General features: G+C 63.5%; 17 protein-coding genes. 5 read left to right on the forward strand and 12 right to left on the reverse strand.

Features of this window, described 5'->3' with window-relative positions; all coding sequences use genetic code 11:
* Positions 1 to 668 precede the first annotated feature (668 nt).
* Positions 669 to 1,178: a glycosyltransferase gene (locus CO731_RS23125; RefSeq protein WP_108610012.1), complete on the reverse strand. Its 510-nt coding sequence runs from the start codon at positions 1,176 to 1,178 to the stop codon at positions 669 to 671.
* A gap of 147 nt (positions 1,179 to 1,325) precedes the next feature.
* Here CO731_RS23125 and CO731_RS23130 point away from each other — a divergent pair, with 147 nt between their 5' ends.
* Both CO731_RS23130 and CO731_RS23135 read left to right on the forward strand, forming a co-directional pair.
* On the forward strand, positions 1,326 to 2,480 hold the full coding sequence (locus CO731_RS23130; RefSeq protein ID WP_108608994.1) for a PA0069 family radical SAM protein: 1,155 nt from the start codon (positions 1,326 to 1,328) through the stop codon (positions 2,478 to 2,480).
* 146 nt (positions 2,481 to 2,626) lie between these two features.
* On the forward strand, positions 2,627 to 3,277 hold the full coding sequence (locus CO731_RS23135) for a ribonuclease HII (RefSeq protein WP_108608995.1): 651 nt from the start codon (positions 2,627 to 2,629) through the stop codon (positions 3,275 to 3,277).
* A gap of 105 nt (positions 3,278 to 3,382) precedes the next feature.
* On the opposite strand, the gene CO731_RS23140 is transcribed toward CO731_RS23135, so the two are convergent.
* From CO731_RS23140 to CO731_RS23175, 8 genes are all read right to left on the reverse strand, one after another.
* The gene (locus CO731_RS23140) at positions 3,383 to 3,862 is read right to left on the reverse strand and encodes a F0F1 ATP synthase subunit B (protein ID WP_055978225.1); all 480 of its coding nucleotides are present in this window, start codon (positions 3,860 to 3,862) and stop codon (positions 3,383 to 3,385) included.
* 10 nt (positions 3,863 to 3,872) lie between these two features.
* The gene (locus tag CO731_RS23145) at positions 3,873 to 4,472 is read right to left on the reverse strand and encodes a F0F1 ATP synthase subunit B (protein WP_108608996.1); all 600 of its coding nucleotides are present in this window, start codon (positions 4,470 to 4,472) and stop codon (positions 3,873 to 3,875) included.
* 60 nt (positions 4,473 to 4,532) lie between these two features.
* The gene (locus CO731_RS23150; protein WP_055978221.1) at positions 4,533 to 4,757 is read right to left on the reverse strand and encodes a F0F1 ATP synthase subunit C; all 225 of its coding nucleotides are present in this window, start codon (positions 4,755 to 4,757) and stop codon (positions 4,533 to 4,535) included.
* A 72-nt stretch (positions 4,758 to 4,829) separates the two neighbouring features.
* Positions 4,830 to 5,579 carry a F0F1 ATP synthase subunit A gene (locus CO731_RS23155; protein ID WP_108608997.1) on the reverse strand — a complete coding sequence of 250 codons (750 nt, stop codon included), beginning with the start codon at positions 5,577 to 5,579 and terminating at the stop codon, positions 4,830 to 4,832.
* 39 nt (positions 5,580 to 5,618) lie between these two features.
* Complete coding sequence (locus CO731_RS23160) at positions 5,619 to 6,029, reverse strand: AtpZ/AtpI family protein (protein ID WP_108608998.1); 411 nt, start codon at positions 6,027 to 6,029, stop codon at positions 5,619 to 5,621.
* A gap of 240 nt (positions 6,030 to 6,269) precedes the next feature.
* On the reverse strand, positions 6,270 to 7,454 hold the full coding sequence (locus CO731_RS23165; RefSeq protein WP_108608999.1) for a cell wall hydrolase: 1,185 nt from the start codon (positions 7,452 to 7,454) through the stop codon (positions 6,270 to 6,272).
* Between the two features lie 127 nt (positions 7,455 to 7,581).
* On the reverse strand, positions 7,582 to 9,018 hold the full coding sequence (gene der / locus CO731_RS23170; protein WP_108609000.1) for a ribosome biogenesis GTPase Der: 1,437 nt from the start codon (positions 9,016 to 9,018) through the stop codon (positions 7,582 to 7,584).
* A 10-nt stretch (positions 9,019 to 9,028) separates the two neighbouring features.
* Positions 9,029 to 9,694, reverse strand: coding sequence for a tetratricopeptide repeat protein (locus CO731_RS23175; RefSeq protein WP_108609001.1), 666 nt, complete (start codon positions 9,692 to 9,694; stop codon positions 9,029 to 9,031).
* 791 nt (positions 9,695 to 10,485) lie between these two features.
* On the opposite strand from CO731_RS23175, the gene CO731_RS23180 reads away from it, so the two are divergent.
* Positions 10,486 to 11,481 (forward strand): polysaccharide deacetylase, encoded by a 996-nt coding sequence (locus CO731_RS23180; protein ID WP_108609002.1) that lies wholly within the window; start codon positions 10,486 to 10,488, stop codon positions 11,479 to 11,481.
* Between the two features lie 193 nt (positions 11,482 to 11,674).
* Here the strand turns inward: CO731_RS23180 and sbmA are convergent, their stop codons facing one another.
* Positions 11,675 to 12,952 carry a peptide antibiotic transporter SbmA gene (gene sbmA, locus CO731_RS23185; RefSeq protein ID WP_108609003.1) on the reverse strand — a complete coding sequence of 426 codons (1,278 nt, stop codon included), beginning with the start codon at positions 12,950 to 12,952 and terminating at the stop codon, positions 11,675 to 11,677.
* Positions 12,953 to 13,124: 172 nt separating this feature from the next.
* Between sbmA and CO731_RS23190 the strand changes: the two genes are divergently transcribed.
* Complete coding sequence (locus CO731_RS23190) at positions 13,125 to 13,529, forward strand: MAPEG family protein (protein WP_108609004.1); 405 nt, start codon at positions 13,125 to 13,127, stop codon at positions 13,527 to 13,529.
* Here CO731_RS23190 and CO731_RS23195 read toward each other — a convergent pair.
* Positions 13,526 to 13,729, reverse strand: coding sequence for a hypothetical protein (locus CO731_RS23195; RefSeq protein ID WP_108609005.1), 204 nt, complete (start codon positions 13,727 to 13,729; stop codon positions 13,526 to 13,528). The two genes, CO731_RS23190 and CO731_RS23195, sit on opposite strands and share 4 nt — an antisense overlap.
* Positions 13,730 to 13,819: 90 nt before the next feature.
* Between CO731_RS23195 and CO731_RS23200 the strand changes: the two genes are divergently transcribed.
* Positions 13,820 to 14,755, forward strand: coding sequence for a LysR substrate-binding domain-containing protein (locus CO731_RS23200; protein ID WP_108609006.1), 936 nt, complete (start codon positions 13,820 to 13,822; stop codon positions 14,753 to 14,755).
* On the opposite strand, the gene CO731_RS23205 is transcribed toward CO731_RS23200, so the two are convergent.
* Positions 14,731 to 15,081 (reverse strand): ArsC family reductase, encoded by a 351-nt coding sequence (locus tag CO731_RS23205; protein ID WP_199914507.1) that lies wholly within the window; start codon positions 15,079 to 15,081, stop codon positions 14,731 to 14,733. The genes CO731_RS23200 and CO731_RS23205 overlap by 25 nt on opposite strands.
* Between the last annotated feature and the right edge of the window lie 94 nt (positions 15,082 to 15,175).

Consider the following 15,175-nt stretch of genomic DNA (forward strand, 5'->3'; position numbering starts at 1 on the left):
CGCCCCCTCCGGCGAAGGCCTGCATGGTCAACCCGGCACAGGATACGCCTGCGCCAGGGAGCGACACGCAGCATTTGTTCAATCGTCGGATGCGCCAGCCGATCCTTGCGCAAGTCCTGAAAGACCTTTTCGCTCACCGGACACGCAACCCACCGCGTCTGCAACCCGCGGCTTGCGTACCAACGCCTTGGCGCTTGCGTAACAAGCCTGCAGTAACAGACGGAAATTGCTCGAGTTCTTCTCCGGCAGATTTCGAGGCGGCCTTTCTCGCATAGTATCCCGCCTGGCCGCCAAGGTCAAAATTGCCAACCTTCCAAACTGCGAAGACATGGTGGCACACCTTGAAATCAAGATTGGCTTATTTTTCGCATTCTCGTTTGAAACCGATAGGTCACTGCCAATCTTCAATACGCACAATGAAAGCAACTGACGCACAGCCTCCACAGCGCCTGCTGTGCCTCATCGCCAACGTCACTGAAAAACATGAGACAGCCCACCAGTCCCAAGAACTTCGGAACGTTACCTTTTCGGGGGATCGCCTACAGTTCCCAAACGGGAGGGATGCGCGAAAAGACCTGCTGATTCTCGCCTGGGAGCTTGGGTCGATGGGGCGACACGGAACAGTTGGGATTCCGTAGAGCAGCGGTCACGGGCTACCGCGGGAGGCATCATTTGATCTTCTGAGAAACCACTATTTCGGCGTCGAGAGTCTTCACCGCAAGCCCGCGGGCAATGCCTTCGGCGTCGGCGCCGTTGCGCGCCTGCACCGCCGCCTGCTTCCTGGTGATGATAAGCCCCTGCTCCAGCGCCCGAGGTCGTGAGGTCGCACGCGCCCAGAACGGCCGGTTGCTTGACCTTGACCGCGTGAAGCGCGCGGCCATCGTCAGCCGGCCGACGTGGCGCACCGCATCTTCGGTCCAGCCTTCGGCCAAGCGGGCACCGGGCTCGATCAGCAGCAGCCAGTCGCTCCTGGCCTGCGCGATGCCGTCCTTGATGCCGCCGCTGGCCAAATAGGCGCAGCCGGCATGCTCGGCGACATAGTGCGTCTGGTCGGCCGAACCGAGGTCGCAGACGATCACCTCGCGCACCACGCCCTCTACGGCGGCGCCGACCAGCGAGGCCAGCGTGCGCGCCAGCCCCTCCTCATCGTCTTTGGTTTCGATCAGAACGCTCAACATCCCTAGCCGCATATCCGAAAGCCGGCCGGAGCGCCAGTTTTGCAGCCAGGCCGACAAAGTTCTTGCTTTGTTCTCATTTCGGAAATAGGAATAGTTTCATGCTGGACGAATCGACGGACGGCGCCTTTCCCTTCGGGAGACAGTGAAATGGAACCCATTGCGCGTGCCGATATTGCTGCCTTCAAGGGCGGCGGAGCCGGGATGGCCAATGCCATGATCGAGGAAAGCGGCCTGCGCATCAATCATGAGCGCAGGCGCGGCCGCGGTGCCGGCGTCAATCCTTCCGGTCGCTACGAACCGGTCAGCCGCCAGGTCTTCGACGACGGCTGGAGCACCATCGAGGAGCTGCCGCCGTTCAAGACCGAAGTGCAGGTCGAGAAGCCGCGCACCATCATCACGCGCAACGAATCGCCCGACATTTCCTTCGACCGCTCGATCAATCCCTATCGCGGCTGCGAGCATGGCTGCGTCTATTGCTTCGCCAGGCCGACGCACAGCTATATGGGTCTCTCTGCCGGGCTCGACTTCGAGTCCAAGCTGTTCGCCAAGCCCGATGCTGCGCGGCTGCTCGACCGCGAGCTGTCGAAGGACGGCTACCAGCCGCGCACGATCGCCATCGGCACCAACACCGACCCCTATCAGCCGATCGAAAAGCACTGGCGCATCATGCGCGAGGTCCTCGAAGTCCTGGAAGCGCGCAATCACCCTGTCGGCATCGTCACCAAGTCGGCGATGGTTGTCAGAGACATCGATATCCTGAGCCGTATGGCCGAGAAAGGCCTGGCCAAGGTGGCGCTGTCGGTCACAACGCTCGACCGCATGCTGGCCCGCACCATGGAGCCGCGTGCGGCAACACCGACCAAGCGGCTTGAGGCGATCCGGCAACTGTCGGATGCCGGCGTTCCTGTCTCGGTCATGGTGGCACCGATCATTCCCGGACTCACCGACCAGGAGATCGAGCGCATCCTCGATTCCGCAAAGGCCGCCGGTGCGACCGGCGCCGGCTACGTCATCCTGCGCCTGCCGCTCGAGGTCAGCCCTATCTTCAAGGACTGGCTGCTGCGCCATTACCCCGACAGCTACCGCCATGTGCTGTCGCTGGTCCGCTCGATGCGCGACGGCAAGGACTACGATTCCGAGTGGGGCAAGCGCATGAAGGGCAAGGGCCCCTATGCATGGCAGATCGGCCGCCGCTTCGAGATCGCCGCCCAGCGCCTGGGCCTCAACTCCGTACGGACGCCGCTCAGGACCGACCTGTTCGAAGCGGCGCCCAAGGATCAGTTGCAGCTGACGCTGCTCTGACGATTGCGCGGGCCAGCCTGGCCCGCTGCACGAGATCCCGTCCGGCCTCTCCCCGTGGCCAGCCGACGGTACCTTCCCGGGCCGCCGCCCCAATCGGCCGGGAAGGTCTTGCGGAGAATCGGAGCCGATGCGAGCATCGCCGCACTATGGCTCGCCCGCGTTCCGATTCTCCGCCCCTCTTCGAGTTCATCGACAAGCCCGACTTCGCCTTCGAAACGAAAGCGATCTCGGGAGGCCTGTGGCCATGCGCCGGCCTCGACGAGGCCGGGCGCGGACCGCTTGCCGGACCCGTGGTAGCCGCAGCCGTCGTGCTCGATCCTGATAACATCCCCGGCGGCCTCGACGATTCCAAGCGGCTGACCTCCGCCCAGCGCGAGGCATTGTTCGACGAGGTCCTGCGCAAGGCGCTGGGCGTCGCCGTGGCCTCGGTCTCCGCCGACAGCATCGACCGCAGCGACATCCGCAAGGCCAGCCTGGAAGCGATGCGCCGCGCGATGGCGGGCCTGCCTGTGACCGCCAGATCGGCCCTCGCCGACGGCCGCGACGTGCCGCCCGGCCTCGCCTGCACCTGCCGCGCCCTGGTCAAGGGCGACCAGCGATCGCAGTCCATTGCCGCCGCCTCGATCGTCGCCAAGGTGACGCGCGACCGGATGATGTCGGCCTGTGGCTCGAACGACAATCGCTATGGCTTCGAAGTGCATATGGGCTATGCGACTGCCCGCCATCGGGCAGCCATCGTCGAGCATGGAGCGGCACTGCGCATCCATCGCGTATCCTTCGCCCCGTTCAGGGACTAGAGCCCGAACGACTGTGCGTCTATCCCATGAGGGACGCGCTTCCTGAAAACAAAAAAGCCGCCGGAAATTCCAGCGGCTTTCTTCAGTGCTTTCGGCGCGCTCCAATTAGTTGAGCTTGGCCTTCAGTTCCTGAACCGAACCCTTGAACAGCTCGGCATTAGTCTTCGCGTCAGCCTTGCCGGCCAGAACCTGGCGGGCCGCTTCGACCGCGAGGTCGACTGCATTGGCGCGGACTTCGTTGATCGCCTCGCGCTCCGCCTGGCCGATCTTCTGCTCGGCAAGCGCGGTCCGGCGCGCAACGTATTCCTCGGTCTTCTTGTGCGCTTCTTCAGCAAGAAGGCCTGCTTCACGCTTCGCCGATTCGACGATCTCGGAGGCTTCCTTCTCCGCTTCCTTGCGCTTGCGCTGATACTCGGCGAGCAGCTGCTGGGCTTCTTCGCGCAGCTTGCGTGCATCTTCGAGTTCGGCACGAATGCGGTCGGCGCGGTCGTCGAGCGACTTCGACAGCATGCCCGGCACCTTCAGGTACAGGACAACCCCGACAAAAATAACGAGAGCGACTGTGGCCCAGAATGTTGCGTCCATGGCCCCTCTCCTACTTGCCCGCTGCCTTGACGGCGGCGGCGATGTCGGCCTTGTCGACCTTGCCCGCACCCAGAGCCTGGACGATCGCAGCTGCGGTGTCCTCGGCAATGGAGCCCACTTCCTTCATGGCGTTGGCCTTGATGGTAGCAATGCGGGTCTCGGCAGCGCTGAGCTTCTGGTCCAGCCCGGCTTCGACTTCCTTGCGCTTGGCTTCGGCTTCCGCCTTGGCCGCGTCGCGTGCGTCCTGGCCGATGGCGTTTGCCCTGGCCTTCGCCTCGGCAAGCTCCTGCTCGTATGCGGCAACAGCCGCATCCGCCTCGGATTTCATCCGGGCAGCCTGGTCGAGATCCCCGGCGATGCGATCGCGACGCACCTCGAGGATACCGCCGAGACGCGGCAGCACGACGTTCTTCAGGAAAAGATAGAACAGGCCGAAAGTGATCGCGAGCCACAACAGCTGCGACGGATAGGTCGACGAATCGAAAGGCGGAAACAACCCGCCGCCGCCATGCTCCGCACCCGTTTCCGTGTGCGCTGCAGTACCGGCATCGGTTTGAGCTTCCCCAGCCGCAGGCGCGACTTCCTCGGCATAACCCGGCGTGACAAACATCTCTTTCCCCTGTCATCTACCGGCCGCAACTTGCGGCCGGTCAACTCGCCTGCGCTGCTCTTATGCGAAGAGGAGCAGCAGAGCGATGAGGAGCGAGAAGATGCCCAGAGCTTCGGTCACGGCGAAGCCGAAAATCAGGCGGCCGAACTGGCCGTCGGCTGCCGACGGGTTGCGCAGGGCGCCCGACAGGTAGCTACCGAAAATGGTGCCCAGGCCGATGCCCGCGCCACCCATGCCGAGGGTCGCGATGCCTGCGCCGATTGCCTTTGCTGCGTCTACTTCCATTGTCCAACTCCTTGTGGATCGAAACTTAGTTGCGATTTCCCGACCGGCGGCGAGCCGCCGACGAACTCTTGCTCAGTGGCCCGGATGCAGGGCGTCGTTGAGATACATGCAGGTCAGAACCGCAAACACGTAGGCCTGCAGGAACGCGACCAGGACTTCCAGGCCGGTGATCGCGACCGTCATGAACAGCGGCAGGATCGAGCCGACGACGCCGACAGCGCCGAATGCGCTGAGCGAGGTGACGAACCCGGCAAAAACCTTGAGCGTGATGTGGCCGGCCAGCATGTTGGCGAACAGACGAACCGACAGGCTGATCGGACGCGACAGGAACGAGATCACTTCGATCAGCACGACCAGCGGCACCAGGATGCCCGGCACGCCCTGCGGCACGAACAGCTTCAGGAAGCCGAAACCGTGCTTCATGAAGCCGTAGACAATGACCGTACCGATGACCAGCAGCGCCAGCGCGAAGGTGACGATGAGATGGCTGGTGACGGTGAAGAAGTAGGGGAACAGGCCGATCAGGTTGGCGACGAGCACGAACATGAACAGCGAAAACACCATCGGGAAGAACCGCATGCCCTGCGAACCCGCGGCGTCTCGAAGCATGGAGGCGACGAACTCGTAGGACATCTCCGAAACCGACTGCATGCGGCTTGGCACAAGGCCACGGCTCGACGTCGTCAGGAACAGGAAGGCGCCTGCGGCGACCACGGTGGCAACCATGAATGCAGCCGAATTGGTGAAGGAGAAGTCGAGGCCGCCGATCTCGATCGGAATCAATTTCGAGATCTGAAACTGATGAATTGGATCGTTGGCCACGCTGGCCCCCCTTCGCCTAAATTGCGCCTTGCAGCGCCGCTATTTCTTTTCCGGTCCGTCCGACTGCTTGTCGGCAGACCTGACACCGGCTTCTGTAACCATTCCCGCCGAACGCAGGACATTGAGCACACCGGCGCCGAAGCCGAGCAGCAAAAACACGATCAACCCCCAGGGCGACGTGCCTGCCGTCCGATCGATGATCCAGCCGATGCCGACACCCACTGCGATCCCGGCGATGAACTCGCTGGACAGCTTGAGCGCCTGGCCGTAGCCGGTCACGCCACTCGACCCTATACTCTTTTCCCCGTCGCGCTCGGCCTGGCGTCTTGTCGCAAGTGTTGCTTCAAGCTGTCGCCGGCGGCGCTCGAGTTCATCGTCGCGAATGTCGTTTTCGGCTCGATTTTCAGGCCGGTCGTTTCCAGTTTCGCCTGGCCCTGGTGGCTTGGCCATCGCAAACTCCCGCCCGGTCCGAGCGTATCCGTTCGTCCGCTTCAAAGTCGCCGGCAACATAGTTAGAGGGCCCCTGCCCGTCAAGCCACGGGGGCGCCCATCTAACCAAGTATTTTATATAAGAAAATCATTGGGTTGGCGAAGTGCGACATCCTGCCCGCGACTCCGTCCGGCGATCAGCAGCCGAATCCCGCAACAATCCACCTTCCGGCCCGACTCCACGAGCCCGGCACGGACACGTCAGCTCCAGCCGCCGCCATAGGTGCGATAGAAGATATGCAGGCCGATCTTGGTCATCTTCTTCATGCCGCGAGCCCAGCCCGGATTGACGTAGTTGGCGTAGTAGTGGGTGGACGAGCCGACTTCCGGGATGAATATCTTGCCGGCGGTGACGGCCATGGCGACATCCTGGGCGGTCTTGTAGTGCGATGGGCTGGCGACGCGGTCCTTGATGCCGTCGCAGGCGAACGAGAACTGGCAGCGATTGAACCAGCCGTCGTTCTGATAGACGACGCCGCAGATGCTGCCGGGATAGGCAGGGTTGCGCACGCGGTTGAGGATGACCTGGGCGACTGCCGCCTGGCCGCGCACCGATTCGCCGCGCGCCTCGAAGTAGATGCCGTTGGCGAGGCAGGCCTGCTCGGCCTTGGAGAAGACGCTGGCCGGCAGCGGGTTCTGCAGCCAGCGGTGGTCGCCCTTGCCCATCGGCGGAATGAAGCGGCCGCTCGCCTCGTCCTCGTCGCGCAGCAGTGCCTCGAAAGGCGAAGCCTTGGCATAATCGGGCTCTGCCGGTGCGTAGGCAGTGGCGAGGATGTCCGGTTTGTCGTTGTTGACCAGCGACGCCAGCATCGCCGGCACGCCGGAAGCCTGCCGCTTGGTTTCCTTGGCGTGGAAGGCCGCGGCGATCTCGACTTCCTTGCCCCTGATGTCGGGCTTGGCGAAGGTCATCTTGAGGCTGCTGTCGAGTGCGGGGCGAAGCAATGAGCTGGTGCGTTCGAATACCGAACCTGCGGTGAAATTCTTTGGCGGCGCAACCCGCGTGACATTGATGATGCGGCCCTTCTTGTCGACGCGGACGATGCGGTCCTCGTCGGGAAGGTCAGATGCGCCGAATTTCTTGCCGCGGAAGGAGACGGTGCCGACGCCGGCAATCTTGACGCCCGACCCCGAGATCGGGCCGGTGACGATGCCGTCGACGAAGGGCATTTCGGCTGCGTGGACCGAACCGGCCGCAGCTTTCTCGACATAGGAACTCCAGCGGGTGCTCCGGCCTTCGAGGCCGGAGACGAGGCTGGTCATGTCCTGGTATGCGGCGACGGTGGGAAAGCCGAGCCAGATTCCGAGCCCGACAATGGCGGGCGCCAGGAACGAACGTCTCCCCTCGCGGGCAGCAGCAAACCGCCCCTTCACAACTCGTCGATGCACAGAAACTCTCCAGGACGCAACACACCCTACTGGAGACGAAAATGATGCATTAACCTTGATGGAGCGTTAACGGCGCAAGGGTGCGGCAATGTGCGAAGGGCCCGCGCGATGCGAGCCCCTCGATCCTTCATTTCTTCTTTTTGGCGCGCCCGGCGAACGGATTGTCCGAGGTGCGCAGCGCCATGCGGATCGGCACGCCGGGCATGTCGAAGGCTTCGCGCAGGTTGTTGACGAGATAGCGCACGTAAGACTGCGGCATCGCATCGGGGCGCGAGCATGAGACGACGAAGCCGGGCGGCCTGGTCTTTGCCTGGGTGATGTATTTGACTTTGAGCCGGCGGCCGGCGACGGCGGGCGGCGGATGATGGGCCAGAATGCCTTCAAGCCAGCGGTTGAGCTTGCCTGTCGAGATGCGGCTGTTCCAGACGCGGTGCGTCTTCATCACCGCGTCCATCAGCTTGTCGAGGCCGCGGCCCGTCTCGGCCGACATCGGCACCGCCTGCAGGCCGCGCGCCTGGGGCAACAGCCGCTCGGTCTTCTCGCGCAGTTCGGCAAGCGCTTCCTGCGGGTTGTCGATCAGGTCCCACTTGTTGAAGGCGATGACCGGCGCCCTGCCCTCGCGGATGATCAGGTCGGCGATCTGCAGGTCCTGCTTCTCGAACGGGATCGTCGCATCGAGCACGATGATGACGATTTCGGCGAAGCGGATGGCGCGCAGGCCGTCCTGAACCGACAGCTTTTCGAGCTTTTCCTGCACCCTGGCCTTGCGGCGCATGCCGGCAGTATCAAACATCTTGATGCTGCGGCCACGCCAATCCCAGTCGACCGAAATCGAATCTCGGGTGATGCCGGCTTCAGGCCCGGTGAGCAGGCGCTCCTCGCCGATCAGCGCATTGATCAGCGTCGACTTGCCGGCATTGGGCCGGCCGACGACGGCGATGCGCAGCGGCTTGGTCTCGTCATAGGCGTGGACATCCTCGGCGTCGGGATCGGCGATGTCCTCGCCGATCAGCACGTCGCTTTCGGCGATGTCGTCGGCATCGTCCTCGTCATCGGCGAACACGACTTCCTTGCCGAGCGCCTCGACGACGGCGTCACGCAGGTCGGGCATGCCCTGGCCGTGTTCGGCAGAAATCTGCACCGGCTCGCCGATGCCGAGTTCCCACGCCTCGAGCGCGCCGCCCTGGGCGCCGCGCGCCTCGGACTTGTTGGCAACGAGCACCACCGGCTTGCCGGAGCGGCGAACGATCTCGACGAAGGTACGGTCGTCAGGGGTCAGGCCGGCCTTGGCGTCGACCATGAAGAAGATGAGATCAGCTTCCTTGATGGCGATCTCGGTCTGCGCCCGCATGCGGCCCTGCAGGGTCGCAGCACCGGCATCCTCGAAACCAGCGGTGTCGATGACGTCGAAGACGAGGTCGTAGAGCTTGGCCGCATGGACGCGGCGGTCGCGCGTCACGCCGGGCGTGTCGTCGACAAGGGCGATCTTCTTTCCAACCAGCCGGTTGAAAAGAGTGGATTTGCCGACGTTGGGCCGGCCGATTATCGCAATCTTGAAAGCCATCGGGCCCGCATCACGACGCGTTGCCGGAACCGCGGATCAGTTCGGCCAGGAGGTTGGAGCGCTGACGCGCATTGCGCGGTGCGCCTTCATCGGAAGCGATCTGCTCGAACAGCTTGAGCGCGTCAGCGAGCTTGCCTTCCTTCCAGGCGGAGAGGCCGAGGGCCTCGCGGGCGGAATGGCGCAGCGGATTGGTGTCGTTGGTCAGCGCCTCGACGCGGCCCGACACGTCGGCGTAGGAGCCGTGGTCGACGAGCAGCATGGCGGCGCGCAGGCGAGCGATGTCGCGGATGACGTTCGGGATGGAGCTGTCGGCGGCCACTTCGTCGAAGCCGGCGATGGCAGCCTTGAAGTCGCCCTTGTCGGCCTGGACGGTGGCGGCACGCATGCTGGCCAGAAGCGGATAGGCGCCGTAGCCATCCTTCTCCAGCGCGTCGAAGGCGGCGAGCGCCTCGTCGGCCTTGCCGGTATTGGCGAGCGTCAGCGCCTGCGAGAACTGGTCGCCGGAACGGTTGGCCTTGGTCTCGACCCAATATTCCCAGGCGACGAACAGGCCCGTGCCGATGACGACCAGGATGGCAAGGACAATGGCCAAGGGGCCATAGCGGTCCCACAGGGCCCTCGCCTGCTCCTGGCGAATTTCCTCGTTTACCTCCCGAAAGAAACTGTCGTCCGACATGCTATCCAACCACCTTTGCCCCCTCGGGGCCGTTTGAGCCTGCGTTTTAACGGAATTTCGCCGCCATGGAAGGGGGCGGGGTGGAAATTCGGTGGGCAGGGAGTTTCGCGGTCCGTTTGGGCACCTTCCCCTTCTTCCCTTGTGGGAGAAGGTGGATTGGCGCGCGGCGCCAAGACGCCACGCCCCGTTGCCGGTCTGGCCATTGTCGAGTGAAGTTCGGGAAGCGGGGCGCGAGGCCGTGCCTTCCGATAGTAGTTTTGTGGCGCGACGTTCGCGCCCCGCCCGGTTGCTTGCCCCGCTCAGTCGCCTCGGCTTTCACCGCCAGCCGCCGCAAGGCCCGGGCTTGGGGGCTCATCACCCAGCAGGAGAACCGACCTCCTGCCAGCCCGGCACCGGCGCTTCCCCCCGCTGCCCGGTGCGCACCGGGGTCCCGTGGAAGATCGCGAGGGGAATCATACGGGAGGTGGAGAGGGTGTGGAAAAGCGGGAGCGGCCATCCACGCGGGTTGCTGACAGATGGTGACAGCCGCTCTTGCCTTACGAAGCAAATCTTCACCGTCGCGATCCTTCGCACCAGAGGGGGGTTGGAAGGATCGCGACGGTGAAAATCAGGAACCAATGCGCCCAACAAAAATCACCGGCCGTGGAGAAGCAATCCACGTCAGCCATGCCCACCCGCTGCGCTGAATTTCCGGCGCTGCATGCCGCATTCCGCCGTGAACGCATCCGTGCCACATTTCGGCCTTACCCGCCTGAAGTCGCCAAGCCCCCGAAATTGCATCGAAGTTCGAAATGACCAAAGCGTTCCGCCTCAGTGCCCTGTTGTCCGCGTCGCTGGTGGCGCTGCCGGCGGTCGCCGGCCCTGCCCCCAAGGTCGATGAGGTCAAGGCGCCGCAAGTGGTGCTGATCTCGTTCGACGGCGCCCACGATGTCGCCCAGTGGCAGCGCAGCCGCAACCTCGCTGCCCGCACCGGCGCGCGCTTCACCTACTTCCTCTCCTGCGTCTTCCTGCTGTCGCGCGAGACACGCGGCGAGTACCAGGCGCCGGGCAAATCGGCCGGCAGGTCGAATGTCGGTTTTGCCATGAACAAGCAGGAGGTGGCCGACAGGCTTGGCCAGATCAATCTCGCTGCCGCCGAGGGCAACGAAATAGCCAGCCACGCCTGCGGTCATTTCGACGGCGGCAAGTGGAGCAAGGCCGAGTGGACCAAGGAGTTCGACGCCTTCTCGACCATCATGCGCGACACCTACAAGATCAACGGCATATCGCCCGAGCCGGCGGGCTGGGCGCAAATCACCGCCTCGGTGAAAGGCTTCCGGGCTCCGTACCTCTCCGACAGCAAGGGGCTGACGGCCGCGCTGCGCGACAAGGGCTTTGCCTACAACGCCAGCGGCGTGTCGCGCGGACCGGACGAACCCAAACTCGACGGCAGCATGATGGAATTTGCCCTGCCGCTGATACCCGAGGGCCCGTCGGAGCGGCGCATCATCGCGATGGACTACAATCTGTTCGTCCGACATTCCGGCGGCGTCGACAAGCCTGACGAGGCGGCGAAATACGAAAGCCGCGCCTATGGCGCCTTCCGGCAGGCCTTCGACACGCAATATGCAGGCGGCCGGATTCCACTGCAGATCGGCTTCCACTTCACGCTGATGAACGACGGCGCTTATTGGCGCGCGCTGGAGCGCTTCGCCGGAGAGGTGTGCGTGAAGGCCGACGTCGAATGCATCAGCTATGCCGACTATGTGGCGCGGCGCAACGAGGCACCGGTGCAGACCGGCGGGTGACCCGGCGACTGGTTTTTTCAAGCGGGACGTTGACGCCCCTTCCCCCTTGTGGGGAGGGATAGAGGGTGGGGTGCGTGCCTGGCTTTAAGCCGACAGTGGACCTCAAGCAGGGTGCGGCGGCGTGTGTGATTTACCCCCACCCCTTACCCCTCCCCACAAGGGGGAGGGAGTCGTCGGCGTTGGAGCTAGGCAATCACGCCACCGGTTGATCTTCCGGCTTCAAGCCGGCCTTTTCGCGTTCGAGATAACGCTGGTCAATGTCGGGCAACGCGTCGCCCGACAGCGTCGCCTCGAAGGCACGCAGGCGCTTGTAGATCGAGATCAGTTCAACAATCGTCGGCCAGGCGCTGACAAGGTACTGGAATGAAGAACTGACCTGACTAAAGGCCGTCGATATCTGCTGCCAGATTCCAAGCGTTATCTTGCCCGCAGCGATAGTTGGGATGAGAATGAGACTGGAAAAAATGGCATCCGCCTGAAGGTAACCGGAGCGAATGACGTTGAAATAGGCGTAGTGGAAATAGAGGTTGAAATAATTGCGCCGAACATTCGCGAACAATTCGGCCACGGTTGGCGGCTGGGCGCGATCCGCATGATCCTCGCCATAAACCAGTTCCTTGCGATAGGCGGCCTCAACTCTCTGGTTCTTGAACTCGAGACCCGGCAGCTTGATGCCAAAGACCATCAGCAGGATGGTGCCAAAGAGCGACCAGAAGATCGCGGCGAAGACAAGCGAATAAGGTATCTGGCCAACGACAGGCAGCGCCGTGATGTGCGTGGACAGTTGGGCCAGTAGTGGCAAGAAGGCAATCAGCGTCATTGCAGAATCGACGAAGGCAACACCCAAGCCCTCAAGCGTCGTCGAGAAGCGCATCGTATCTTCCTGAACACGCTGGGAAGCGCCCTCGATATGGCGCAGCTTAGGCCAGTTGGCCATGTAGTAGTCGTTCATCGCCGTACGCCACCGGAAGATGTAGTGACTGACGAAAAAGCGTGTCACCACGAACAGGGAAACCGAGAAGAGGGCGATTCCGGCAAAGACCCAGATGAGGTCGTAAAGTTCGCCTGGCGTTACTGACCCGGCGGTCGATATGGCCTTCTGGAAAAGGTCGAAAAACGGTCCCCGCCATGTGTTCAGCGCAACATAGAGCTGAACCGAGGTGTAGGTGGAAAAAAGGATCGCCGACGATCCCAGGATCGACCAGCGCTGCCAGGGGTGCGGCGAGTACCAAGCCCAAAACGCGTAGAAGACCGCAACCAAAAACCCAAAATAAATGTAGAACCAAAGGAACGGGGCTGACCAGAAAATCCGGATCCCGAGTATCGGTGGAACACCGGCCGGCGCAGGCGGCAGGCCGAAGATGGCCCCTAATTGTTCACCCCCGAAGAACCAGAACAGCACCGCTGCAAGGCTCCAGACGGCGGCCGAGGTGAAAAACAGCTTCGGCTGCGGGAAGAAGGATACGAACACGGTTCCGGGTTCCTTTCGGAGACGGTGGCATTGCCAGTTGGCCGCATGAAGTCACACTTCGCGACACAAGGGAATCCCCGGCGGCGGCCGGTTGTTGCAATGCGCGCCGGATCGTGGCGATTTTCCGCACCGGAATATTACAGTTTGGTCATTTACACAGTCCGGGGACGACATGAACCAGTCAGCATATGCGGCAGCAGGGCTCTACGCCGCGCTCAACGGCCTGATCCTGCTGTGGCTGACGATGGCGACGGCGCTGGTCAGGCGCAAGCACATGGTGCTGATCGGCGACGGCGGGGTGGCGCGCCTGCACCGCACGATGCGCGGCCATGCCAACGCGATCGAGAACATTCCTATCATGCTGGTGCTGCTGGGTTTTGCCGCAGCACTCAGCGCGCCGGCGGTGGCGATCCATGTGCTGGGCTGCGCCTTCACCTTCGGCCGCGCGGTCCATGCCTGGCATTTCACCCATGAGCGGGCGGCGCAATGGCAGCGCGCGACAGGCTTTGGCCTGAGCGTGCTGACGATCACTGTTGCGGCACTCGGCGTGCTCGGCCACGCCCTCGCATTGCTCTAGGCGCGGCACTCGCCCGGCACCGGCAGGGCCGGCCTGAAGCCGCGGCCAAGCGGCAAGTCGCCGAGTTCGCGCGCATCCATGCGCTCGATGTCGGGGTGGGAAAGCGGATCGCGCAGCCAGCCGAGAAAACGCTCTGTGTCGATGCCGTGGCTGTCGCGCTGGCTCTGAAGCAGCTTGGAAATGCTTGAGAAAATCTTCATTGGACTTCTCCTAAGCGTTGGTCCTTTCACGCTATTTTCGCTACAAATGCTCTGTCTTCAATCAAGAATGCCGCAGACGGAGTTTAGAAAATCTCAAGTCAGGCACTCAATCGCGTTCACCTCAACGGGCTCCGCGCGGTGGAGAGCGTGGCGCGCTGCGGCTCGCTGGTCAAGGCCGCGGAAGAACTGGGCGTCTCGGTGAGCGCGGTGAGCCAGCAGATCACGCGCACCGAACGGCAGCTCGGCCGTGCGATCTTCCGACGCGGAGGGACAGGCCTCGTGCTGACCAGCTTCGGCGCGGAGTTCACGCGCCGGCTGAGTGCCGGCTTCCAGGAATTGTCGCGCGCGGTGGCGCTGGCCGACGAGACGAGCTCGAAGATGTTGGTGGTGTCGGTGGCACCCGCCTTCGCCTCGCGCTTCCTGGTGCCGCGGCTCAACCGCTTCAACCTGCGCTTTCCCGAGCTGAAGCTGAGGATCGATGCCTCGACCGGGCTGGTCGACCTCGACCATTCCGACGTCGATCTGGCGATCCGGATGGGCGACGGCAAATGGCCCGGCGTGCGGGCGGAATTGCTGCTGGCGCAGGAAGTGTTCCCGGTCTGCGCGCCGGCGCTGGCGGCGAAGCTGCGGACGCCGGCCGATATCGCGCAGCTGCCGGTCATTTCGGACGAGAGCACGATGATCAGTTGGGAGCGCTGGTTCGAGGCGGCGGGTCTGGCGCCCTATCCGGTGCTGCCGGCGGGGCCCTCCTTCACCGACCCGATCCTCGGCATCGATGCGGCGATCGCCGGCCAGGGCGTGGCGCTGGCCTGGCAGCTGCTTTCGGCCGACGCGCTGGCCGATGGGCGGCTGGTGGCGCCGTTCGGCATCACGGTGGCGAGCGGCCTCGGCTACTACCTGGTGACGTCGGCTGCCGAGCGGCCGCCGCGCAAGGTCAGGGATTTTTCAGGCTGGTTGGCCGAGGAGGTTGCCGCGACGATGGCCCGGTTCGGGACCGGACCTCAGCCGGGGAAAGCGGCGTCGTAGGCCTCGGGCTTAAAGCCAACGATGCGGCGGCCGCCGAGGTCGAGCATCGGGCGCTTGATCATCGAGGGCTGGGCCAGCATCAGGGCAATGGCCCTTTCGGCGTCGAGGCCCTGCTTGTCGGCGTCGGGCAGTTTCTTGAAGGTGGTGCCGGCACGGTTGAGCACGGTCTCCCAGCCGAACTCCTCGACCCAAGCCTCCAGGCTTGGGCGGTCGATGCCCGAGGCCTTGTAGTCGTGGAAATCGTAGGCGACGCCATGGCCCTCGAGCCAGGTCCGGGCCTTCTTGATGGTGTCGCAGTTCTTGATGCCATACATTTTGATGGGCAAGGTCGGCCTCCGCGTCTTGCGGCCGGGCAGGCTGTGCCGACTCGGCCGTTTCGGTTGCGGCTAGGTTGTACATCGAGCCCGGTTTGGCAAGCGC

This window comes from Aminobacter sp. MSH1, assembly GCF_003071665.1.
GTDB classification, from domain to species: Bacteria; Pseudomonadota; Alphaproteobacteria; order Rhizobiales; family Rhizobiaceae; genus Aminobacter; species Aminobacter niigataensis.